The following is a 21,620-nucleotide window of genomic DNA, read 5'->3' on the forward strand; positions in this document are numbered from 1 at the left end:
AGGCGGGGGCCTCCCCTCAGGCGGGGTCCTCCCCTCAGGCGGGGTCCTCCCCTCAGGCAGGGTCCTCCACGAGGTCCTCGGGGCTGATCGTGGCCGGTGTCGCGTGCCCCGACAGGGCGAGGGTGAGGTCCAGTTCGGCGAGCAGACAGCGGATCACATGCTCGACGCCCGGCTGCCCGTCGAGCCCGAGACCGTAGACGTACGGCCGTCCGAGCAGCACCGCGCGGGCGCCGAGGGCGAGGGCCTTGAAGACGTCGTCGCCGGTGCGGACACCGCTGTCGAAGAGCACCGTCAGCCGGTCGCCCACCGCCTCCACCACCCGGGGCAGCGCATCGGCCGCCGCGACGGACCCGGCCACCTGCCGGCCGCCGTGGTTGGAGACCACGACCCCGTCCATCCCGGCGTCGGCGGCGAGGCGGGCGTCGTCCGGGTGCAGGATGCCCTTGAGGACGATCGGGCCGTCCCAGTGCTCCCGGAGCAACGCGAGATCGGGCCACGTCTTGCCCGGGTCCGCGAACATGCCGACGAAGTGCAGCACGGCCGCGTTCGGGTCCTCGTGCACCGGCTTGGCCAGACCCGCCCGGAAGGCCGGGTCGGAGAAGTAGTTGGCGGTGCCCACGCCGTGCAGGAACGGCAGGTACGCCTGGTCGAGATCGCGTGGCCGCCAGGACAGCAGCGGGGTGTCCAGGGTGACGACCAGCGCGGTGAACCCGGCCGCCCTCGCCCGGCCGAGGAAGCTGAGGGCGACCTCCGGGTCCTTCGGCCAGTACAGCTGGAACCAGCGCTCGGCGTCCCCGGCGCGGGCGGCGGCGGACTCCGCCTCGGGGTGCATGATCGACAGTACGCCGACCGGCGCAAGCGCCAGGGGTGCGGGCAGGGTACGGCCCAACACCTCGACGGACAGGTCGCGTTCGTGCACGTCCCGCAGCATGCGCGGGACGATCCGGCGCCGTTGGAGAGCCGCCCGGTTCGCCCGCGCGGTACTGCCGTCACCCGCGCTGCCCGCCACATAGCCCACCGGCCCGGGGCCCAGCCGCTGTTCGGTGAGTTCTTCGAGGCGGGTCAGGTCCGTGGGCAGCCGGGGCACCGCGCCGGACATCCCGTTCAGGTAGATCTCGTACTGGAAGTCCGCCCAGTGCTTGGCCATCGGTCCCTGCCGCCTCTCCTCGTCGGGTGCGCCGACGATATCCGGGGGTGGCCGCCGCCCGGGGAGCGGCGGCCGCTCGGACGCGACAGCCGCTCAGGAGGCGGTCGTGCCGAGCTCCGCGAGGACGCGGGCCAGTTCGCGGGGCTGGGAGAACATCGGCCAGTGACCGGTGTCCATCTCGACCAGTTCCCAGCTGTCGTTCTTCAGCAGCTCGGCCACGACCGGCATCGGTTCCTCGCCGTCGAGGAGGCACTTGACGTAGGTGGCCGGGAGCTCGTCCAACGGGCCGGTGAGGACGGCGGGTTCGGTGAGGGTGGCGCCCGGGTGCGGGGACGCGCGGTTGATGAGCCGGGATATCTGTGCGTCCGTCAGACCCTGGTCGGCGTAGTGCTCCGGACCCACCGGGAGCCAGAAGCCGCCGCTCTCCTCGATGGTCCTGCGGACGTCGTCGCTGGGCCAGCCGTCCAGGAAGGACTCCCCGTCGACGGGGACGCTCGCGTCGACGAACACCACACGCCGCAGCCTGTCACCGATCAGCTGGGCCGCCTGTCCGACCGGGACGCCCGAGTAGCTGTGCCCGACCAGCACCACCTCCCGCAGATCCAGCCGTTCGACCTCGTCGACGATGTCCCGCACATGAGTCCGCTGTCCCGCCGGGACGCCCTGCTTCTCCGCGAGCCCCGACAAGGTCAGCGGATGCGGTGCGTGCCCGGCCGCGCGCAGCTCCGCCGCGACCTCGTCCCACGCGGACGCCCCGAGCCTCGCGCCCGCCACCAGTACGTAGTTGGTCATGCGCCGCAATGTAGCCGAAGGCACTGACCGCACGGCCTGCCGTCAGGTCCGGTACCCGGGCGGCACGGTCCGACCGTTTCACCCGCTCTCGGTGCTCCCGCCGGAGGAGTAGCCCGCCTCCTCGGCATCCGGCCCCTGGTCCCGCACCCGTTGGACGTGCTCCAGGGACTCCCGCAGTTCGGCCAGCCAGTCGTCGGTGTGGCGCTGCACCAGCCGTACGCACCAGGCGAGCGCGTCGCTGCGGCTGCGGGCGACCCCGCCGGCGATGAGGGTGTCCAGGACCTGCCGCTCGGGCTGCCGCAGCCGGGTCATGACGGGGGCCGCCACATGCGTGAACAGGGCGCGCTCGCCGTCGCACTCCACGCCCCACGACACCTTGCGGCGGAAGGCGTGCTCGGCCTCGCGGGCGACCTCCACGCGCTCCTCACGGGTGCGCTCCCGGAACTCCTGGATCCGGCCCTGCACGGCGGCTTCCCGCTCGGCGGCCGAGGCGCCCTCCGTGAGCCGAGGCCCGGGGATGCGGCCGATCACGGTGATCTCCTCGCGGTCGACGGTCACCTCGACCAGCGCCTCGAAGAGCTCGTCGGGCAGACGGCCGGTGAACCAGCCACGCAGCTTCTCTCGCTGTTCCTGAGTAATCATGTAATGACGATTACTCCACTGTTCCATGAACGCAAGGGGTCGCGGCGGGGTGCGCCGAGAGCGGAAGCGGAATGTTTCAGGCCTATTGCAGAGGCGGGGTAAACAGGCCATCCGGCCGGAACGAATGATCGAGGTCCGTGCGGTTGAAGGGCTCGACTGTTCGGATGATGTGACTTCGCGCCACTGATTCAACACGCAAGGTTACTGAAAACTGTGGGGCTGATGTGAAGTTCGGGCCAGGACTCGGCAGACTCGCGCTCGCCGCTCCGGCACCGACCGAGTCGGGCGGCGACACCCTCGAATCCAGCGGAAGGATGCACACAATGCGGAACACCGCGCGCTGGGCAGCGACCCTCGGCCTCACGGCCACCGCCGTCTGCGGGCCCCTCACCGGGGCCGCGCTCGCCGAGCCGGCCGCCGCCCCCCAGAGCCTCTACGCCCCCTCGGCTCTCGTGCTCACCCTCGGCCACGGCGACAGCGCCGCCACCGTCACCCCGGAACGGGCCGTGACCCTCACCTGTGCCCCGAGGCCTTCGGGCACCCACCCGGCCGCCGGCCCGGCCTGCGCCGAACTGCGGGCCACCGGCGGGGACTTCGACGCCCTGGGGGCCGGCTCCGACGTCCAGTGCACCCGGGAGTACAACCCCGTGGTGGTCACGGTCGACGGCGTCTGGCGGGGCAAGCGCGTCTCCTACGAGCGCACCTTCGCCAACGAGTGCGTGAAGAACTCCTTCGGGACGAGCGTCTTCGCGTTCTGAGAGACCGGGATCGTGGGGTGCCGTGATCTGCCCGAGGGGCCTGTAACTGGGGAGTGCTACCCCTCTCTCACGGAACCCGGCGATCCCGCTTCGAGGGCCGGCGGACGGAGTGGGGCCGTCCGCCGGCCTCTCGGTCACTGCGCCCGGGGGATCGCCGGCAGCGGCGTGAAGCGGGCCCACAGGCCCGAGGCGCGCAGCAGCCGGTGCAGCCGGGGATCGTCGGCGACCACGCGCAGGCGCCCGCCGTGCTCCCTGGCCCGGGACTCGGCGCGGCAGAGCACGCGCAGCCCCGAGCAGTCGAAGAACTCCACGCCCCGCAGGTCGACCAGTACATCGGGTCGGGCGGTCGCGGTCGCCGCGTCGAGGTGCTCGGCGAGGAAGCCCGCCGTCGCGAGGTCGAGTTCGCCGGCCGCCTCCACGACCGTGAAACCGCCGTCCGCGCGGGTGCGGGCATACGGGTTCGCCGCGGGCGGTTCGGGAGCAGGGACGCGTTCGGGCTCCGTAGTTACCCCGGAGCGGCCGGGGCCATCCATCCCGTGAGGTCTGCAAGAGCTGGTTCACTCGACCCGGTGAATCTCCGTCAACCGCATTGACTTTCTGTCTATAGTCGCTTGCGTTCCCGATGGCTGGTGTCGCACCAGGGGTAGCGCTTACTGCGCCGGCAGGTGCACAGAGCCACCCGGAAGCGGTCGGAGGCGACCGTGGTGCCGTCCTCCAGCTCCACCTCCACAGGGCCCTCCACCAGCAGCGGGCCCCGGTGCTGGATCCGGACACGGCACGGACGCTCGTCGTCAGACGGGGAGTTCGGCACGGACGACCACCAGCTCTTCCTTCTCCTCGGCGGCGCCGCCGGCGTCCGCGGACAGCAGGCCGCGTTCCCGCAGCCAGTCCACCCGCTCCCGCAGCACCGGTCCGAAAGCGATCCTGTGACGGCGGGTCACCGCGGCCTTGAGGCCCGCCCCGCGCAGATGCCGTACGGTCCGCCCGGGATCGCTCAGCGCGGAGTGCACGATCAGCAGCACACCGCCGGGACGCAGCAGCCCGGGTGCCTCCCGGCAGACCCGGTCCAGCACCGAGCGCCCGTCGTGGCCCGCGTCCCAGGCCCGGGCCCGTCCGCGCGGCGGCCGTCCGTCCCGCACGGGGGCGGGGACGTACGGCGGGTTGGTCAGGATGAGGTCGAACGACTGGTGCCGCACGGGTGTGAAGAGGTTCCCGCGGTGGACCCGGACCGTCGCCCCGGTCAGCCAGGCGTTCGCCTTGGTGGTGCACACGGCACGCCAGGACACGTCCACCGCGGTCACCCGGCTGCCCCGGCGGGCGGCCTGGAGCGCCAGTGCGCCGGTCCCGGTGCCCACGTCGAGGACATGGGCGCCCGGGTGCAGCGGTTCCTCGGACAGAGCCCCTGCCAGGAGCGCGGTGTCCTCCTGCGGTGTGTAGACACCGGGGAGGGCCAAAGGCGGAATCAGTGATCTCACGTCGGCCAAGTACCCCGGCATTCAGGAAATATGGGATATTTCGGACGTCTGGAGTGTGCGCAGGGACGAGCGCCCGGCGCGCCAGTCGTCGAGCAGGCGCTCCCCGAGGCGGTCCTCGACGAATCCGGTGGCGTCGATGCCGAAGGCGACGTCGGGGGCGAGATGCGGTTCCTCGGCCAGCAGACCGTCGATGACGTCGTGGCGCACGACCTGCTCGTGGACCGCGTCCGCCTCGACGTGCTCGTCGTAGAAGTGCTCGGCGGCCGGTCCCGCGCCCGTGCGGCGCATGGCGTCGGCGAGGCGCCGGGAACCGGGGGAGGAGGTGATCTCGACCGCCGCGAAGTGACCCACCAGGGCCCCGCGCAGGCTGCGGTGCAGGCCGAGCAGCGACATGAGGTTCACCGTCGCGAGCATCTCCGCGCAGGCCGCGTCCAGATAGTGCCCGTACGTCGTGTCCAGGCCCAGGTCCGTCATCAGGTCGGCGAAGAGGCGGGCGTGGACGCGCTCGGGGCGACCGCCGCCGAACTCGTCGAACTCCACCGCCGCCATCCCCGCCTTGGCCCGGCCCCACAGTCTGGGCAGCACCCATGCGTGCGGGTCGGCCTCCTTGAGGTGGTACAGCGAGCGCTGGGCCGCGTACTCGCGGACCTGCCACAGCTCGCCCTCCTTGCTCAGGAAGTGACTGACCCCGGAGCCCTCGACCGGTTCCACGAGCAGGTCGTCGACCGCGTCCTCGACGCTGTCGTGCGCCGGGGTGTCGGTGCGCAGCGCGGACAGGAAACGGTGCTCAAGCGCCGCGCGGGTGCGCAGCAGGTCCGGATCCCACTCGCGGTCGGCCGGCACGCCCGCGAAACCGCGGTAGTGCAGTTCGTAGCAGAGGTACAGGGCGAGCTGGAGGTCGTCGCCGTACACGTCCGCGCCCGCGACGGACGCGTGGCGGGGCAGCGCTCCGGTGCCGAGCAGATACTCCTGGACGGCCGCGGAGACCGGGCCCCGGGCCGACGGCACTGCTGGTTCCTGATGACGATCGTGTGGCATGCGCGCCGAGTACCCGGGACGGGGTGCGTCACCCGCCCGCACGGGCTCGCTGACCGCGCCCGTCGGCGCTCGGTGCTGGGGGGACGGACGACCTTTTCAGGGGATCAGCGAGATCTCGGGGGCGCTCGCCGACATCGGCTGCACCGTGCCCGGCCAGGCGTGGACGTACTGGCACCTCGGCCCGGGGCCGGGCCCCGACTGCCTGGACAACGAACGCGGCCGTGCCTGGTCGCACCGGACGGGCCGGGCCATGGACGCCACCTGTACGGCGTGGCGAACGCGCCGGCGGCGCGCCCGCCGGCCGCGCCGCCGGAGCAGGTCACTCGCCCTCGGACTCCTCCTGGGCGCGGGTGTTGGGGGTCAGGGCGTCCCCGGCCTCTCCCCGGTGGGCCCGCTTGCCGTCGGGCTCGTGGGTGCGCTTCTCGGCGTCCTCGACCTCGCGGACGACCTCGTCGAGGGCGGTGTCCGGCTTCTGCTTCTTCTCGGCCACGGGTGTCTCCTTCCTGTGGTTCCCGTTCAGCGGGCGGCGGCCGCGATGCGCAGCGGCACCGGGTCCGGCACAGCGGTCTCCTCGTTGCGGCGGGCGATCTCGGCCCACCATGCCGGGCCGTCCTCGATGTGCCGCAGCAGCACTCCCTCACGGATCGCCCAGGGGCAGATCGTGACGGTCTCGAGGCCGGTGAGCTTCATCGCCGTGTGCCCGATCACCGCGCCCGCCAGGCTCTGGAGGGCCCGTGGGGCGGAGATGCCGGGCAGTTCGGCCCGCTGCGAGGAGGGCAGCGCGGCCAGAGCGGCTACGGCCTCGCGCAGGTCGGAGCGGCGCAACTGACGCTCCATGAAGGGTCCGTGGCGTCCTGCCGGCGCCCCGCACAGCCGTCCCAGCTGCTGGAAGGTCCGAGAGGTGGCCACCGCGGTGCGCGGACCCTCCCAGCGGATCCGGGCCGCCACGTCCCGCAGCTGATGGCGGACCTTGCGGCGCAGCGCCCGCACCAGTTCGGCGGGCGGCGGGTCCTGGCCCTCGAAGAACTCATGGGTCAGCCGTCCCGCGCCCAGCGGGAGCGAGGCCACGAAGTCCGGCATCCGGCCGCGCCCGAAGGCGACCTCGAACGAGCCGCCGCCGATGTCCATCAGGGCGAGCGGCCCGGCCCGCCAGCCCATCCAGCGCCGCGCCCCGAGGAAGGTGAGCTCGGCCTCCACCTCGCCGGGCAGGGTGTACAGGCCGACGCCGGTGCGCTGCCGTACCGTACGCAGCACCTCCTGACGGTTGGGCGCCGCCCGCACCACGGCGGTCGCGAAGGCCAGCGGCCCGGCCGCGCCCCATCTCGCCGCGGTCCGGTCCGCCTCCTCGACCGCCCCCACCAGCCGTTCCACGGCTTCCTCCGGTACCGGCCCGCCCGGCCGCACGTCGTCGGACAGCCTCAGCCGCCACTTCGCCGTGTGCACCGGAAGCGGCACGCCGTCCTGGGCGTCCGCCACCACCAGACGGACCGTATTGGAACCCACATCCATCACGCTTATTCGCATGGCCCTGTGGGTACCCATCGCGGGCCTGCTCCAACGCTCGGTGCCGATTCCTCGTCGCTGTGAGCCACAGGGACCCTACGGTGCGTGCGCCGGGCCCGGTCAACCGCCGCGGCAATAGGAAGGCCGCCGTCTCCCTGCTGACGGCGGCCCTCCGAGCGGCTCCGTGCGGAGCGACTTATGTGTGCGCGGCTACATGTGTACGACGGGAGCGGCGTTCGCGTCCTGCTCCGGCGCCCCGCGCCGGAAGAGCAGGAAGGCGATCACCGCACCGGCGGCGAACAGACCCGCCGACCACCAGAAGGCGGTGGTGTAGCTCTCGATCGTGGCCTGGGCCTGGACCAGCTTGTTCCTCGGGTCCTTGCCGACGAGGTAGTCGGTGGCGGCGCTCGCGGCCAGCGTGTTCAGCAGCGCCGTGCCGATCGAACCGCCCACCTGCTGCATGGCGTTGACCGTGGCGGAGGCGACTCCCGCGTCCTCGGCGGCGACCCCGCCGGTGGCCAGCTGCATGGCGGGCGGCATGACCAGACCGAGGCCGAAACCGGTGACGATCAGCTGCGGCAGCACGTCGGACACATAGCTGGAGCCGACGCCGATGCCGGTGAGCCAGGCCATGCCGACCGCGGCGATCGCGAAGCCGAGCGGGATGATCGCCTTGGGACCGATCCGGGGGACCAGCTTGGTGGTGCTGACCTGGGCCGCGACCATCAGTGCGGCCACCATCGGCAGGAACGCCACGCCGGTCTTGGTCGGGCTGAAGCCCAGGTTCAGCTGGAGGTAGTAGGTGAGGAAGAGGAAGACACCGAACATGCCGCCGCCGGAGATCAGCACGGCCAGGAAGGAGGCGGCGCGGTTGCGGTCGAGCAGGATGCGCAGCGGCAGCAGCGGGTGCGCGGCGCGGGTCTGCCACCAGGTGAAGGCGGCCAGCAGCACACCGCCCGCGATCAGGAAGCCCCAGGTCTCGGGCGAGTCCCAGTCGTGTGTCTCGGCGTTGGAGAAGCCGTAGACCAGGGAGAACAGTCCGGCCGCGACCAGCAGGGTGCCGGGGACGTCGAGCTTGGAGTTGGCGGCGTCACGGTGGTTGTGCAGCAGGATCCAGCCGCCCGCGAAGGCGACCACGGCGATGACGACGTTGACGTACAGGGTCCAGCGCCAGTCCAGGGCGTCGGTGAGCAGGCCGCCGAGCAGCAGGCCCACGGCGCCGCCGGCGCCGGCGATGGCGCCGTAGACGCTGAACGCCCTGGCCTTCTCGCGGGCGTCGGTGAACGTCGTGTTGAGCAGGGAGAGCGCGGCCGGTGCGAGGAGCGCGCCGAAGGCACCCTGGAGGGCACGGGCGGTGACCAGCATCTCGAAGTTGGTGGCGGCACCGCCGAGCGCGGAGACGGCGGCGAATCCGACGACACCTATGAGGAAGGCCGTCTTACGGCCGAAGAGGTCGGCGATCCGGCCGCCGAGCAGCAGCAGGGAGGCGAACGCCAGCGCGTAGGCGGTGACGATCCATTGCCGGTTCCCGTCGGAGAAGCCGAGGTCGGCCTGTGCCGAGGGCAGTGCGATGTTCACGATGGTCGCGTCGAGGACCACCATCAGCTGGGCGAGGGCGATGACGGCGAGAATCCACCATCGCTTGGCCGAGGCTTCGGGCTGCGCGTCGACGGCGCTCTCCCTGCTGCTCTCGGTCAGGGTCTTCTCGGACATGGGACAGCACTCCAGGGAGAGTCGACGGGGCGTTACCGATCCGTAAACGAAACGGTTTCGTACACATCGAGATTAGTCCACTCTCAGCGAAACGGCAACGTTTCGCTGAGAGTGATGGCGGTCACGTGTATTCCTTGACTGGCATATAACTGGCGAGGCATATTGGGGGCATGTCCGACCCCGCGCTCTGGACCGCCCTCGCCGACCCCCACCGGCGGGCCATCGTCGCGCTGCTCCTGGAGCGGCCCCGGCCCGTCGGGGAGATCGTGGAGGCCTGCGGACTGAGCCAGCCGAGCACCTCGAAGCATCTGAAGGTGCTCAGGGACGCGGGTCTGGTCCGGGTACGCCAGGAAGCGCAACGGCGTGTCTACGCCCTGGACCCGGCCCCCATCGCCCGGCTGGACACCTGGCTCGCCCCTTACCGCGAGCTCTGGAACCGCAGCCTGGACGCGCTCGGCAGCCGTCTGGACGAGACGGCGTCGGACACCCCCGAGGACCCCGCCCCGAAGGACTGATCCACCATGGCCGCAGACCTCACCGGCACCTACCTGACCCTGGACGACGGCCGCCCTGCCGTCCGCTTCAGCCGCACGTACGACCACCCTGCCGACCGCGTCTGGCGGTTCGTCACCGACGCCGACGAACTCGCCCACTGGTTCCCGTCCCGCGCCGAGATCGAGCTGCGCCCCGGCGGCGCCATCCGCTTCAGCGGCGATCCGCACATGCCGGACTCCACCGGCCGCGTCCTCGCCGTCGACGAGCCCCGGCACCTCTCCTTCGAGTGGGGCGGCGACGAACTCCACTTCGACCTGGAGGAACTCGACGACAAGCGGACCCGCTTCACGCTCACCAATGTCCTCCTCGCAGCCGACACCGCCGCCCGCAACGGCGCCGGCTGGGAGGTCTGCCTGGCCGCCCTCGACGCCCATGCCCGCGGCGAACACCCCGAGAGCCGGCCGTGGAAGGACCTCTACGAGGCGTACGTCGACGCCGGGATCCCCTCCGGCGCCCCGGTGCCCGGGACGGACTGACCCCTCAGGCCATCTGCCGCCGCACCAGCTCGTGCAGACGACCGCCCGTGTCCGCGAGGAGCTGCGCCGGTGGGCCCTGCTGGGCGACCTTGCCGTTCTCCATCACGATCACGCGGTCCGCGTCCAGCACCGTGGACAGGCGGTGGGCGATGACGATCCGGGTCGCGTTGAGGGCCTTCGTGGACTCGATGACCGTGCGCTGGGTGTCGTTGTCGAGGGCGCTGGTCGCCTCGTCGAAGAAGAGGATCCGGGGCCGCCGGATCAACGCCTGGGCGATCATGAGCCGTTGGCGCTGGCCGCCGGAGATGGCCCCGCTGCCCGAGACGATGGTGTGCAGTCCCATCGGCATCCGCTGGATGTCCTCCGCGAGCCCCGCCATCGCGGCCGCCGCCATCGCCTCCTCCGGCGTGTACGGCTCTGTGCCGCAGATGACGTCCAGGATCGACCCGGTGAACGGCTGGGCGTGCTGGAGGACGACCCCGCACTGCCGGCGCACCGCAGACTGGTCGAGGGCAGCCAGGTCCTGGCCGTCGTACAGCACACTCCCGGAGACCGGGCGGTCGAAGCCGATCAGCAGCCGGAGCAGGGTCGACTTGCCGCAGCCGCTCGGGCCGACGACCGCCACGAACTCGCCCGGCCGGATCTCGAAGGACACGTCGTCGAGGATCAGCGGGCCGTCGTCGGAGTAGCGGAAGGAGAGCCTGCGGGCCTCCAGCGCTCCGGTGAGCGGACCCGGCCGGGTGCTCGCGGTGCGCACCTCAGGCTGCGCCTCCAGGACCGGCTTGATCTCCTCGAACAGCGGGAGCGCGGCCACCGCCGAGACGAAGGCGCCGGTGAGCGAGGTGACCGCGGTCAGCAGCATGGTCACCGAGGTGTTGAAGGTGAGGAACGCGGCCGCCGACATCGAGCCCCGTGCCGGGCCCGCCAGCAGCATGAACATCAGCAGGGTGCACAGCGGCAGATACACCGAACCCAGCACCGTGGTCAGGTTCTTGATCCGGCCGACCTTCTGCTGGAGCTCACGGCTGCGGGCGAACTCCGAGGCCCATGCGGCATAGGCGTAGTTCTCGGCCGCCGCCACCCGGAGCTTGGGCAGCCCGCGCAGGGTCTGGAAGGCCTGGTTGTTGAGCTTGTTGCCGAGCACGACCAGCCGCCGCTGCCAGCGCACCTGCCACAGCCCGAGACCGAGGAAGCCGGCCGCGATCACGACGAGCATGACGATCGCCGCCATCGCCATCGGGACGCTGTACCAGAACAGCAGACCCAGGTTCATCGCGCCGATCGTCACCGACTGGGCGACTGTCGGGCCGATGCCCGCCATCATCCGGCGGATCGAGCTGATTCCCATGGCCTGACTGGCCAGTTCGCCGGTCGAGCGCTCGGTGAAGAACTTCGTGGGCAGCCGCAGCAGCCGGTCCCACACGGCCGGCTGGAGGGTCGCCTCGATACGGCCCTCCAGGCGGAGCATGGTGAGGTTCTGGAGCAGCATGAAGGCAGCCGTCACCACACCGCTGACCATCACGGCCAGACACACCTGCACGATCAGCCCGGTCTGCGCCTTCGGTACGAACTCGCCCAGCACCTTGCCGGTGGCGATCGGCACCAGCGCGCCGATCGCCACCGTCACCAGACCGCTGAGCAGCAGGTTCGTCACATCGCCGCCGGTGCCGCGCATGCTGAACCGCATCAGCCCGAGCGGACTGAGCTTCCGGTCGGGCAGCGGGCGGTAGAACATCACCGCGCGCGGCTCGAACTCCTCGGCGTTGTCCTTCTCGATCGGTGTCTCACGCCCGGTCGCCGGATGCACGGCCACATAGCCGCCGCGCCGCCACAGCAGCGCCACCGGCGCACCCGACAGAGCCCGGTGACCCACCAGCGGCCCCACGTCGTCCCGCCACCAACTGCCGTCCAGACGCACGGATCTGATACGGACACGGGAGGCGAGGGCGATCCGCTCGACCGGGTCGAGCCGGTCGCTCTCGGTGCCGCTGTGGCCGTTCTCCGCGAGCGTGATCCCGGCCGCGTCGGCGACCAGCCTGCACGCCGCGTAACTCGCGTCCGCGTCGGCGGCCGTCGCCCGCCGCTTGGACCGGCCGATGGACGCCAGCAGGGTCCGGTCGGCCTGCGCGCGGACCGCCTCACCGGCCTTGATACCGGCGGCCGTCCGGGTCTCGTGGGTGCGCTCCAGCTGCTCGATCCAGCGGTCCAGCGTGGTCAGCAGCCGGTACTGCTGGTCGACCATGGACTGCCAGACCGCCGGGTCCATCAGCAGGTCGGCGGCCGCGTCGGCGCCGTAGAGCGAGCCGTACTGGACGCTGCCCGGCGGGACCTGCATCCAGAACACGTCGTCGTCGGTCGGGGCGGCTGCCCGCTCGTTTGCCAGCGGCGCCTGGAAGAGGATGGACAGACTCCGGCCGACGCCGAGCGCGAGGGCGTACTCCAGCGGGCTCGTCGTCGGCGGCACGTACTGCGGGTTGCCGTACTCGTCGTACGACCAGGTCTGGGTGTGCGCGGGCTCGTACAGCTCGCGCAGGCCGATGCGGTGCACCACGCAGTCCCGCAGCGGGCGCGCGACCAGAGTGTGCTGCGGGCCCGGCACCGGCCCGAGCAGCAGCGCGCCCGGCTCCAGACGGCCCAGGTGGTGCCAGTGGCCCTGCTGCTCGGCGTCCACCGCGAACAGGTCCACCGCGCCCGACACGACCAGCCACAGCACCTGCGGACCCTCGAGGTCGATACGGCTGAAGCCGGCGCAGTCGATGCGCGTGCCCATCCCGCCGAGGGCGCCGAGGACCACGTCCCCTTCGTGTGCGGTCGTCATCTCACCGTTCCTTGACCAGCGCCGCGTACGCGCCGCCGCGCGCCACCAGCTCCTCGTGCCGCCCGCGCTCCACGATCGTGCCGTGCTGGAGCACGACGATCTCGTCGCTGTCGCGCACGGTGCTGAGCCGGTGCGCGATCACCACACAGGCGCAGCCGCGCCTGCGCAGGTTGTCCATGACGACCAGCTCGGTCTCCGCGTCCAGCGCGCTGGTCACCTCGTCGAGGACCAGGATGCTGGGCCGGCGCACCAACGCCCGGGCGATCTCGAGGCGTTGGCGCTGGCCGCCGGAGAAGTTGCGCCCGTCCTGCTCGACCCTGCTGTGGATGCCCCCGGGCCGCCGCACCACCACGTCGTACAGGGCCGCGTCCTTGAGCGCGTCCACCACGGCGTCGTCCGGGATCGACGGGTCCCACAGCGCCACGTTGTCGCGCACCGACCCCTCGAAGAGGAACACGTCCTGGTCGACGAAGGACACCGACGAGGCGAGGGCGCCGCGCGGGATGTCGTCCAGGCGCTGCCCGTCGATGCGGATCACGCCCTCCCAAGGTGCGTACAGGCCGGAGATCAGCCGCGACACGGTCGACTTGCCGCTGCCCGAGCCGCCCACCAGAGCCACCTGCTGTCCCGGACCGACGGTCAGGTCGAAGCCGGTCAGCAGCGGCTTGTCGAGCGGGTTGTAGCCGAAGGTGATGTTCTGGAGCTCGACGTGACCGTGCAGGCGGCGCGTCGACTCGCCGGCGCCGGGGCGGCCGTAGAGCGGATCGGCCTTGAAGTTCTCCACGTCCTTCAGCCGGGCCACGTCCGCCGCGAAGTCCTGGATGCGGCCCGCCACGCCGTTGAGGCGGGTGATCGGCGCGGTGAACCGCGTGACCAGGGCCTGGAAGGCGACCAGCAGGCCGACCGAGATGCCGCCCTCCACGGCCCGCATGCCGCCGATCCACAGGATGAGCGCGCTGTTGAAGGTGGCCAGCATCGGCGCGACCACCCCCAGCCAGGCGCTCGGCACCCCGAGCTTCTGCTGCTCCTCCAGGGTCGTGGCGTGCTGTCCGGCCCACTTGCGGAAGTAGCCGTCCTCGCCGCCGGTCGCCTTCATCGTCTCGATCAACTGGAGGCCGGTGTAGGCGGTGTTGGTGAGCCGGGCGCTGTCGGCACGGAGCTTGGCGGTACGCGTGGCCCGCAGCCGGATCACGATCCGCATCGCCACCACGTTCAGCAGGGCCACGCCGATGCCGACGAAGGTGAGCTGCGGGTCATAGGTGTAGAGGAGGAGCGCGTACAGGACGACGACCACCGCGTCCACGCCCGCCGCCGCGAGGTCGCGGGCCAGGGTCTCGGCCACCTGGTCGTTGGACTGGAGCCGCTGCACCAGGTCGGCGGGGCTGCGCTGGGAGAAGAACGTCACCGGCAGGCGCAGCAGGTGGCGCAGGAAGCGGGCGCTGGACAGGGTCGAGGAGATGATCCGGCCGTGCAGCAGGTTCGCCTGCTGGAGCCAGGTCAGGGCGAGGGTGAGGGCCACGCAGGCACCCATCGACGCGAACAGCACGCCGAGCAGCGAGGTCTGCCCGCCGATCAGGAACATGTCGATGTAGGTGCGGGAGAGCGCGGGGGTGGCCGCGCCGACCAGCACCAGCAGCAGGCTCGCGAGGACCGCGGCCGGCATGGTGCCCGCGGTGCCGCGCAGACGGGCCGGCATCGCGCCCAGCACACCGGGCTTGCGGCCGCCCTTGGTGAAGCCCTCGCCGGGCTCCATCACCAGGACGACACCGGTGAAGCTGCCGTCGAAGTCCTCCATGGGGACGAAGCGGCGGCCCTTGCCGGGGTCGTTGATGTAGACCCCGCGGCGGCCGAACCGGCGCCCCATGCCGTCATAGACGACGTAGTGGTTGAACTCCCAGAACAGCACGGCCGGGGTCTTCACCTCGGCGAGGGCGGCCGTGTCCATCTGCATGCCCTTGGCCGTCAGGCCGTAACTGCGGGCCGCCTTGAGGAGGTTGCTGGCGCGCGAGCCGTCCCGGGAGACTCCGCAGGCGATCCGCAGCTCCTCCAGCGGGACGTGCTTGCCGTAGTGGCCGAGGACCATCGCGAGGGAGGCGGCGCCGCACTCCACGGCCTCCATCTGGAGAACGGTGGGCGTACGGACCGTCTTCGACTTCCCCGTGGGGACCGGGCGTTTGGGCGGGGCGGAGCGGCGCCTGCCGCGGGTCTCCTGTGCGGTGCTCACGGCAGCAGCCAATCGACGGGGCGCTGATCGGCCAGCCGGATCGAACCCGAGGCCACGGTCATGGAGGTCAGCGCGAAGGGGGGACCGTCCGCGGACGACCACCGGTAACCGCTCTTGGTGCCCTTCGACTTGTCCAGTTTCACCAGGACCGCGACGGGGCGGCCGTCCTTGGTGAACTGCTCGCCGAGCTGACTGTCCCCGAGGAACGCGGCGATCTGCTGCGCCGACTGGGCCGAGCGGTCCACCGACTTCACATGGCCGCGCAGCACGCCGTACTCCTGGGTGGGCACCGAGGCCACGGTCAGGTCCACGGCCGCGTCCTCGGGTATGGAGGCCGCGTTCTCCGCGGGCACGTACACCGTGGCGTACATCGGGTCGTCGGCGTGGGCGACCTTCTCCACGGCGGCGACGTTCGCGCCGGTCGAGATGATCTGCCCGATGGTGGCCGCGAGCGCGGTGATCCGGCCGGCGGCGACCGTGCGCACGACGGTGTCCCCGTCGGCGGTACGGACCTTGAGCACCGGGGAGCCGGCCGGGAGCCGGACGCCCTCCTTGGCGATCACCTGGGTGACCTGCCCGGCCACAGGGCTCTGGAGGATGTAACTGCCCTGTCCGTGCGTGAGGATGGCGGGCGCGCTCACCGTGGAGGCGACCGAGCCGGTCACGGCCCACACGGACGCGGCGGCGATCACCACCACCGTCACGGCCATCACGAGCCAGCCCTGCGGACGGGCGAAACGCACCGGAAGGTCGAGCTCCTCCGGCGACTGGAGCTTGGCGAGGGCCTGTTGGCGGAACTGCACGCGACTATCCCTCACCTCGAGATGTTTCCGAGCACCCGAAAGTCCCGGAACCGCCGGTTTGCGGTCCGGGACGGGTCGACCACAAGAGTGTGATCAGATCGCAGGAAGTGCGATCAGAGGCCGGCGACCAGGCCGGTGACCGGGGCGGTGTTCAGGCCGGTCACACCCTCGACGGTGCCGACGGCCGTGTTGACCAGGCCGGAAACCGGGGCGACGCCGTCCACCAGGCTGGTGACGGTGCCGAGGGCGTTCAGCTGGAGGCCGCCGGAGACGTTGTCGAGGTCCGCGTCGGAGATCTCGACGGTCTCAACCTGGGGGGTGGAGTTCATGATGGAACTTCCCTTCGTATGGGTATGTCACAAGGGGGGAGCGGCCCCCTCTGGGGGACAGATGACGGCCGCATTCGCATGGCGCCGAATCCCGTTTCCGGGAGCCCCGACTGCCTTGCGGTGCGATGGATCAAAGCACGCCGCAGCTGTGCCCTTCCAATCAACCACCCGCCTCACCAGGGAACTTGAGTCACAGAAGCCTTCATCCGTGCAGAATTGCGCACGCCTTGGTGCCCACTTCTTCACATGTGATGTTGCGGTCGTGTGTACGGGCTCTTGTCGCCCGCGAGGCGAATGCGACACTCCTCGCCAATGTCATGAGCGGCGCCCCGCGATTGTGCAGAACTTCCGCCTCCGGTGGGCCGGTTGCGCATTCGATGTGCAGATTCCCTGAAGAGGGGATTCGGGGTGCTCCGCACAACGGACCGCAGTCGCCCGCTCGCTGAGCGTGTCAGCCCGTCAGTGCGTAGACCGTGCTGGCCCGGGCCGCCAGGTCACCGGACGCGGAATCCGTCAGCGTGATGTCGGCGAACGCCATACGGCGGCCCAGTTTGGTCAGGACCGCCGTGATCAGGACATCCGAACCGGTCACCGCCCGTTGGAAGCTCGTGGACTGCTGCACCGTCGTCATCGGCACGAAGGCGCCGCGCGCCGCGGACACCGCGATCACGGTCGCGGTGTCCGCGGCCGCCATCAGCGCCTGGCCACTGAGCCCGCCGTCCTCCCGGGCCAGTCTCTGTGACCAGGGAAGTCGCAGAACCGCGCGGTCGTCTCCGAGCGACTCGACCGTCAGGCCGAGATCGAGGACCCACGGGGCGAAATTGTCGGCGAGGACTTTGTCGGCTTGAGCGGGCGTCATCGTCATATGGGGGATTCTTCCCGCTCACGGCCCACGCACAACTCGCGCGCTCTCGCCCCTGGCTGAATCGGCATGGCAATCCAGATGCAAAGAAACGGCATTGAACGCACCGCGCGCACCGCCCGTACCCATGGCTATCCAGGCGTCCCGAACAGAACAACTGCCGTACGGCGGTACAGACTCCGGTCCCCCAGGAGGTCGAGAAGTTTGAGTCACAAGCGAATTCCGAAGCGCAAGGCCGCGTTCGCGGCAGGCACCGTCGTGGCGCTCGGCGCGGCCGCGATTCTGCTGCCCAACGCCAACGCGTCCCAGGACGGCTCGTCGAACGACGCGGCGGCCGTCGCGCCGAAGCCGCTGAAGGCGACGGACGCCTCGGACCTCGCCTCGCAACTCGAGAAGATGCTGGGCGACGCCTTCGCCGGGTCCTACTACGACGCCGGCAGCCGGCAGCTCGTCGTGAACGTCACCGCCGGCAACACCAGTGTCGTCGTCCAGGCGAAGCAGGCCGGCGCCAAGGTCCGCGTGGTCGACAACAGCCTCACCGAACTGGCGGCGGGCGCGAAGACCCTGAAGGACAGGGCGACCATCCCGGGCACGTCCTGGGCCGTCGACCCCAGGACGAACAAGATCCTGGTCACCGCCGACAGCACGGTCACCGGCGCCAAGTGGAACACCCTCGAGTCGACCGTGAAGAGCCTCGGCTCCGACATGGCCACCATCAAGAAGTCGGCCGGCACCTTCAAGACCTTCGTCTCCGGCGGTGACGCGATCTTCGGCGGCGGCGCCCGCTGCTCGCTCGGCTTCAACGTCACCGCGGGCGACGGCAGCCCCGCCTTCCTGACCGCCGGTCACTGCGGGGTCGCGGCCGAGCAGTGGTCGGACTCCGAGACCGGCCAGCCGATCGCCACCGTCGACCAGGCCACCTTCCCCGGCAACGGCGACTTCGCGCTCGTCAAGTACGACGACCCGGCGACGCAGGCGCCCAGCGAGGTCAACGTCGGCGGCGGCCAGACCGTCGCGATCCAGCAGGCCGCGGACGCCGAGGTCGGCTCCCAGGTCTTCCGGATGGGCTCCACCACCGGACTCGCCGACGGCCAGGTCCTCGCACTCGACGCCACCGTGAACTACCCCGAGGGCACCGTCACCGGCCTCATACAGACCGACGTCTGCGCCGAACCCGGCGACAGCGGCGGCTCGCTGTTCACGCAGGACGGCTCCGCGATCGGTCTGACCTCCGGCGGCAGCGGCGACTGCACGGTCGGCGGCGAGACCTTCTTCCAGCCGGTGACCACCGCTCTCCAGGCGGTCGGCGCCACGCTCGGCGCCGGTGACGCGGCCGGCGGCGCGGGCGGCGACCAGGCCGGCGGCGGGGAAGCCGGGGCCGGTGCCGGCGACCAGGCGGGTGCGGGCCAGGAGGCCGGTGCCGGCGGCGACGCGAGCGCGAGCCCGGGTGACGAGGCCGGCGCGGGCCAGGAAGTCGGCGGCGAGCAGGCCGGCGGTGACGTGATCGGCGGCCAGGACACGGGCAACGGTCAGGACGCCGGCAATGGTCAGGACGCCGGTAACGGTCAGGACGCCGGTAACGGTCAGGACGCCGGTAACGGCACCGGCGATGCGGGCCAGTCCCACAACTGATCCCACCTCACCGCACCACACCCCGAACCGGCCGCGTCGGCAGCGGTCCCCCCACACCCACCTGTCCGCTGCCGACGCCGGCCAGAACGAACACCTCCCGGCCACACCGCGGTTCGCGGCCCGGGATGTGCGACGGTCCGGCCCTCCGGCGGGAGGGCCGGACCGTCGCGTTGTTCCGCGGACCGCCCCCCGTGGGGTGAGGGCCCGTCAGCTGTCCGGTGGGGTGAGGGCCCGTCAACCGTCCGCGAGGAGGGCGGCCCCTCAGCCGTCCGCCCGCAGCAACAGCAGTGCCACGTCGTCGCTCCGCTCCCGCGCCGCAGCGCCACGGTGGACCAGTTCGTCGGCGAGTTCGTCGAGCGGACGGTCACCCATTTCGGCGAGCTGTCCGCCCAGCTCCGCGAGCGCGTCCTCGATGTCGACGCCGGGCGACTCGATCAGGCCGTCGGTGTAGAGGGCGAGGACACAGCCCGGGGTCAGCTCCACCTCGGTCGTCGGATAGCCCGCCGCACCGTCGACGCCCAGCAGTGGCCCACCGGCCAGGTCCAGCACCCGCACCCGGCCGTCCGGCCGCCGGAGCAGCGGCGGCGGATGCCCCGCCCGCGCCATGACCGCCCGCCCCCGCTCCGGATCCAGCCGCAGGTACAGACAGCTGGCGAAGAGGTCCGCACCGAGGTCGATGAGCAGGCTGTTGGTGGAGCGCATGACCTCCTCCGGCGTCTGGCCGACGGTCGTGTACGCCCGTACCGCGGTCCGGATCTGCCCCATCAGCCCGGCCGCCGTCACGTTGTGGCCCTGCACGTCCCCGATCACCGCGGCGGCCTTGCCGTGCACCGGCACGAGGTCGTAGAAATCGCCGCCGATGTCCATGCCCTGGGTCGCCGGCAGATAGCGGGCCGCCGCCTCGATGCCGGGCAGCACGGGCAGGGTGTGCGGCAGCAGGGCCGCCTGGAGGCCGTGCGCCAGCTGGTGCTTGGCGTCGTACAGCAGGGCCCGCTCCAGGGCCTGGGCGATCAGCCCGCCCAGACTGGTCAGCACCGCCCGCTCGTCCGCGGGGAAGGGGTGCCGTTCCGCGTAGGCCAGCACACAGGTGCCCACGGGCCGTCCGGAGGCGATCAGCGGCAGATACGCCCAGGCGGCGAACCCGTCGGGGGTGGCCTGCCGCCGCGGGTACAGGCGCTCCAGCTGCTCACGGGAGTCGAAGAACGCGGGTACGCCGGTGGTCAGGGCCTGGGTGCCCGGTGTCGGTTCGGTCAGCGGCAACCCGTCGAACCGTTCCACGATCCGCGGGTCGGAGTATCCGCGGTGCCCCAGCACATGCAGCCGCCCGGCCCGGGAGCCGAGCACGACCAGCGCCTGGCTGCCCACCGCCGGAGCGATCTCGTCCGCCACCAGCTGCACCACGTCCTGCACGCCCACCGCCTCGGTCAGCGCCCCGGCCAGGCTCAGCACCTGCGAGATCGTCACCAGCCGGGCCGGCGGGTCGCCTGGCCGCGGGCCGGACCGGTTCATCTCCGCCACCGCCCTGGCCCGGGTGATCCGCACGCTCAGCCCGGTCGTGCTCGGGTACAGCCGGAACGACAGCCAGTCCCCGGGCGGCCGCAGCGCCACGAACGACGTGCTGTGCTGACTGATCAGCGCGGCCCGGTAACGGTCCTCGTAGACCGGGTCGTTGAGCCAGGGCACCGCCGCCCACAGCTGCGAGCCCAGCAACTGGGAGACCGGCACACCGATCAGCTCGGCCGCCGCCGCGGTGGCGAAGGACACCCGCCCGTGCAGATCGAGTGAGCACAGCCCGTACGGCAACCGGGCCACCATCCGTGCGGCCTCCACCGTGCCCAGCGTCCCGGCCGGGCCGCCGACCGGTGCCGCGCCCAGCAGATCCGGTTCGGTGTGCGGCGGCACACTGTCCTCCACCGCCCGCTCCAGCCGCACCGCGAGCCGCCCGCAGGCCGCGATCAGATGGTCCCGCTCCCGGTCGGACAGGTCCGGCGGGTGCGCACCGGGCCAGGTCACGAAGACCGCGCCGTACACCTTGGACGAGGTCGCCACCGGCACCGCGGCCAGCGCGAAGGGATACGGCAGCACCACCGCGATCCGGGGGAAGCGGCGGGCCATCTCCTCTTCGCCGCCGACCCACACCAGCCGCCGCTCCCGCGCCGCCTCGGCCACCGGGATCGGCGCGCTCAGCCCCACCCGCTCCCAGGGGGCCGCGAACGCCCGGGGCAGGCCCGCCATCACCGCCATCTCCAGCACCGGTTGGTCGGCGGACAGCAGATAGACCGCGCCGGAGTGGGCGTGGACCTCGTCCATCATCGACGCGAGCGCCAGGGAGAGCAGGGGGCGTCCCACGCGGGTCCGGGCGCTCGCCGGCGCCGGGGCCGACGTATGTCCGTCGGACACGCCGACCACCTCCTCGCACGGGGCGCGTCCCGAGGGGGCGCGGGCCGCTGTCGCGAGCCGGGCTCCCAAGGATCAAATCTCCCCCCTCCCGGCACGTCCCGCACGGCGAGCCCGCAGGCGTGCGGGCACACGGGTGCCCGTGCGACGGCGAGGAGGCCCGCGTACCCGCTTCGCCTCTGGCCATGCCCCCTCAGTCGAAGCGCGCGACAGCACACGGGCGCCCTCTGTGCGCCCCCGCGCATCCTGATGGCCGATTCCTCGCGCCCGACGGCGGTCAGGGACACGAACAATGGGGCACGCGTTCATGACCACGGAACCGAGCGGGCGAGTCAAAGGGGACGAGCAGTGATCCAGGTGCTTCTGGTGCACGACGCGTGTCTGGAGAGATCGGTACTGGCGGAGTGGCTCCGCCGGGAACCCGACCTCGGGGTCTTCGACACCCCGTGGCACACC

Annotated in this window: 20 protein-coding genes and 1 pseudogene; 5 read left to right on the forward strand and 16 right to left on the reverse strand. The window is 71.6% G+C overall.

What is annotated here, in order from left to right:
- Positions 1-52 precede the first annotated feature (52 nt).
- The 3 genes from IF54_RS0126815 to IF54_RS0126825 all read right to left on the reverse strand — a co-directional run bounded on the left by IF54_RS0126815 (position 53) and on the right by IF54_RS0126825 (position 2,581).
- Entirely contained in the window at positions 53-1,147 is a 1,095-nt protein-coding gene (locus IF54_RS0126815; RefSeq protein ID WP_030323132.1) for a lactate 2-monooxygenase, read from the reverse strand.
- A 93-nt stretch (positions 1,148-1,240) separates the two neighbouring features.
- On the reverse strand, positions 1,241-1,939 hold the full coding sequence (locus IF54_RS0126820; RefSeq protein WP_030323133.1) for an alpha/beta fold hydrolase: 699 nt from the start codon (positions 1,937-1,939) through the stop codon (positions 1,241-1,243).
- A 78-nt stretch (positions 1,940-2,017) separates the two neighbouring features.
- The gene (locus tag IF54_RS0126825) at positions 2,018-2,581 is read right to left on the reverse strand and encodes a hypothetical protein (RefSeq protein WP_030323136.1); all 564 of its coding nucleotides are present in this window, start codon (positions 2,579-2,581) and stop codon (positions 2,018-2,020) included.
- A gap of 323 nt (positions 2,582-2,904) precedes the next feature.
- Between IF54_RS0126825 and IF54_RS0126830 the strand changes: the two genes are divergently transcribed.
- Positions 2,905-3,339, forward strand: coding sequence for a protease inhibitor (locus IF54_RS0126830; RefSeq protein WP_030323138.1), 435 nt, complete (start codon positions 2,905-2,907; stop codon positions 3,337-3,339).
- A gap of 134 nt (positions 3,340-3,473) precedes the next feature.
- On the opposite strand, the gene IF54_RS0126835 is transcribed toward IF54_RS0126830, so the two are convergent.
- From IF54_RS0126835 to IF54_RS0126850, 4 genes are all read right to left on the reverse strand, one after another.
- A complete protein-coding gene (locus IF54_RS0126835) occupies positions 3,474-3,872 on the reverse strand; it encodes an STAS domain-containing protein (protein ID WP_030323140.1) in 399 nt (132 codons plus the stop codon).
- A 68-nt stretch (positions 3,873-3,940) separates the two neighbouring features.
- Complete coding sequence (locus IF54_RS0126840) at positions 3,941-4,150, reverse strand: CDGSH iron-sulfur domain-containing protein (RefSeq protein WP_030323143.1); 210 nt, start codon at positions 4,148-4,150, stop codon at positions 3,941-3,943.
- Positions 4,131-4,835, reverse strand: coding sequence for a HemK2/MTQ2 family protein methyltransferase (locus IF54_RS0126845; RefSeq protein WP_030323146.1), 705 nt, complete (start codon positions 4,833-4,835; stop codon positions 4,131-4,133). The genes IF54_RS0126840 and IF54_RS0126845 overlap by 20 nt, the downstream gene beginning before the upstream one ends.
- A complete protein-coding gene (locus IF54_RS0126850) occupies positions 4,836-5,852 on the reverse strand; it encodes an iron-containing redox enzyme family protein (protein WP_030323148.1) in 1,017 nt (338 codons plus the stop codon). It abuts the gene before it with no gap.
- A 103-nt stretch (positions 5,853-5,955) separates the two neighbouring features.
- Between IF54_RS0126850 and IF54_RS43550 the strand changes: the two are divergent.
- Positions 5,956-6,164: pseudogene (locus IF54_RS43550) on the forward strand (flavodoxin family protein); the annotation flags it as partial.
- Positions 6,165-6,171: 7 nt separating this feature from the next.
- Here the strand turns inward: IF54_RS43550 and IF54_RS43075 are convergent.
- The 3 genes from IF54_RS43075 to IF54_RS0126870 form a co-directional block, all read right to left on the reverse strand.
- Entirely contained in the window at positions 6,172-6,342 is a 171-nt protein-coding gene (locus IF54_RS43075) for a hypothetical protein (RefSeq protein ID WP_199821249.1), read from the reverse strand.
- A gap of 26 nt (positions 6,343-6,368) precedes the next feature.
- The gene (locus IF54_RS0126865; protein WP_030323150.1) at positions 6,369-7,376 is read right to left on the reverse strand and encodes a hypothetical protein; all 1,008 of its coding nucleotides are present in this window, start codon (positions 7,374-7,376) and stop codon (positions 6,369-6,371) included.
- Positions 7,377-7,565: 189 nt separating this feature from the next.
- Positions 7,566-9,068 (reverse strand): MFS transporter, encoded by a 1,503-nt coding sequence (locus IF54_RS0126870; RefSeq protein ID WP_030323151.1) that lies wholly within the window; start codon positions 9,066-9,068, stop codon positions 7,566-7,568.
- Between the two features lie 170 nt (positions 9,069-9,238).
- Between IF54_RS0126870 and IF54_RS0126875 the strand changes: the two genes are divergently transcribed.
- Together IF54_RS0126875 and IF54_RS0126880 are read left to right on the forward strand one after the other, a co-directional pair.
- Positions 9,239-9,583 carry an ArsR/SmtB family transcription factor gene (locus IF54_RS0126875; protein ID WP_030323156.1) on the forward strand — a complete coding sequence of 115 codons (345 nt, stop codon included), beginning with the start codon at positions 9,239-9,241 and terminating at the stop codon, positions 9,581-9,583.
- 6 nt (positions 9,584-9,589) lie between these two features.
- Entirely contained in the window at positions 9,590-10,099 is a 510-nt protein-coding gene (locus IF54_RS0126880; RefSeq protein WP_030323158.1) for an SRPBCC family protein, read from the forward strand.
- Between the two features lie 4 nt (positions 10,100-10,103).
- Here IF54_RS0126880 and IF54_RS0126885 read toward each other — a convergent pair whose 3' ends face one another.
- The 5 genes from IF54_RS0126885 to IF54_RS0126905 all read right to left on the reverse strand — a co-directional run bounded on the left by IF54_RS0126885 (position 10,104) and on the right by IF54_RS0126905 (position 17,138).
- On the reverse strand, positions 10,104-12,917 hold the full coding sequence (locus tag IF54_RS0126885) for an NHLP bacteriocin export ABC transporter permease/ATPase subunit (protein ID WP_030323161.1): 2,814 nt from the start codon (positions 12,915-12,917) through the stop codon (positions 10,104-10,106).
- Position 12,918: 1 nt separating this feature from the next.
- Positions 12,919-15,141, reverse strand: a complete 2,223-nt coding sequence (locus tag IF54_RS0126890) for an NHLP family bacteriocin export ABC transporter peptidase/permease/ATPase subunit (protein ID WP_030323163.1) — start codon at positions 15,139-15,141, stop codon at positions 12,919-12,921.
- Entirely contained in the window at positions 15,138-15,944 is an 807-nt protein-coding gene (locus IF54_RS0126895; protein WP_030323165.1) for an HlyD family efflux transporter periplasmic adaptor subunit, read from the reverse strand. Before IF54_RS0126895 ends, IF54_RS0126890 begins: the two co-directional genes overlap by 4 nt.
- A gap of 113 nt (positions 15,945-16,057) precedes the next feature.
- A complete protein-coding gene (locus tag IF54_RS0126900; RefSeq protein ID WP_020134776.1) occupies positions 16,058-16,273 on the reverse strand; it encodes a hypothetical protein in 216 nt (71 codons plus the stop codon).
- Positions 16,274-16,724: 451 nt separating this feature from the next.
- Positions 16,725-17,138, reverse strand: a complete 414-nt coding sequence (locus tag IF54_RS0126905; RefSeq protein WP_030323173.1) for a PaaI family thioesterase — start codon at positions 17,136-17,138, stop codon at positions 16,725-16,727.
- Between the two features lie 201 nt (positions 17,139-17,339).
- Here IF54_RS0126905 and IF54_RS0126910 point away from each other — a divergent pair, with 201 nt between their 5' ends.
- A complete protein-coding gene (locus IF54_RS0126910) occupies positions 17,340-18,767 on the forward strand; it encodes a S1 family peptidase (protein ID WP_030323175.1) in 1,428 nt (475 codons plus the stop codon).
- 261 nt (positions 18,768-19,028) lie between these two features.
- Here IF54_RS0126910 and IF54_RS0126915 read toward each other — a convergent pair whose 3' ends face one another.
- Complete coding sequence (locus IF54_RS0126915) at positions 19,029-21,176, reverse strand: SpoIIE family protein phosphatase (RefSeq protein ID WP_030323177.1); 2,148 nt, start codon at positions 21,174-21,176, stop codon at positions 19,029-19,031.
- Positions 21,177-21,620 lie beyond the last annotated feature (444 nt).

Origin of the sequence: Streptomyces sp. NRRL B-3229 (genome assembly GCF_000719505.1) — a bacterium.
In the GTDB taxonomy this organism is placed as follows: Bacteria; Actinomycetota; Actinomycetes; order Streptomycetales; family Streptomycetaceae; genus Streptomyces; species Streptomyces griseorubiginosus.

Bases quoted from the DNA above. Each gene is read 5' to 3' on its own strand.
- IF54_RS0126815 (WP_030323132.1), bottom strand. From the start codon at position 1,147: ATGGCCAAGCACTGGGCGGACTTCCAGTACGAGATCTACCTGAACGGG.
- IF54_RS0126820 (WP_030323133.1), bottom strand. From the start codon at position 1,939: ATGACCAACTACGTACTGGTGGCGGGCGCGAGGCTCGGGGCGTCCGCG.
- IF54_RS0126825 (WP_030323136.1), bottom strand. From the start codon at position 2,581: ATGATTACTCAGGAACAGCGAGAGAAGCTGCGTGGCTGGTTCACCGGC.
- IF54_RS0126830 (WP_030323138.1), top strand. From the start codon at position 2,905: ATGCGGAACACCGCGCGCTGGGCAGCGACCCTCGGCCTCACGGCCACC.
- IF54_RS0126835 (WP_030323140.1), bottom strand. From the start codon at position 3,872: ATGGATGGCCCCGGCCGCTCCGGGGTAACTACGGAGCCCGAACGCGTC.
- IF54_RS0126845 (WP_030323146.1), bottom strand. From the start codon at position 4,835: ATGCCGGGGTACTTGGCCGACGTGAGATCACTGATTCCGCCTTTGGCC.
- IF54_RS0126850 (WP_030323148.1), bottom strand. From the start codon at position 5,852: ATGCCACACGATCGTCATCAGGAACCAGCAGTGCCGTCGGCCCGGGGC.
- IF54_RS0126865 (WP_030323150.1), bottom strand. From the start codon at position 7,376: ATGCGAATAAGCGTGATGGATGTGGGTTCCAATACGGTCCGTCTGGTG.
- IF54_RS0126870 (WP_030323151.1), bottom strand. From the start codon at position 9,068: ATGTCCGAGAAGACCCTGACCGAGAGCAGCAGGGAGAGCGCCGTCGAC.
- IF54_RS0126875 (WP_030323156.1), top strand. From the start codon at position 9,239: ATGTCCGACCCCGCGCTCTGGACCGCCCTCGCCGACCCCCACCGGCGG.
- IF54_RS0126880 (WP_030323158.1), top strand. From the start codon at position 9,590: ATGGCCGCAGACCTCACCGGCACCTACCTGACCCTGGACGACGGCCGC.
- IF54_RS0126885 (WP_030323161.1), bottom strand. From the start codon at position 12,917: ATGACGACCGCACACGAAGGGGACGTGGTCCTCGGCGCCCTCGGCGGG.
- IF54_RS0126900 (WP_020134776.1), bottom strand. From the start codon at position 16,273: ATGAACTCCACCCCCCAGGTTGAGACCGTCGAGATCTCCGACGCGGAC.
- IF54_RS0126905 (WP_030323173.1), bottom strand. From the start codon at position 17,138: ATGACGATGACGCCCGCTCAAGCCGACAAAGTCCTCGCCGACAATTTC.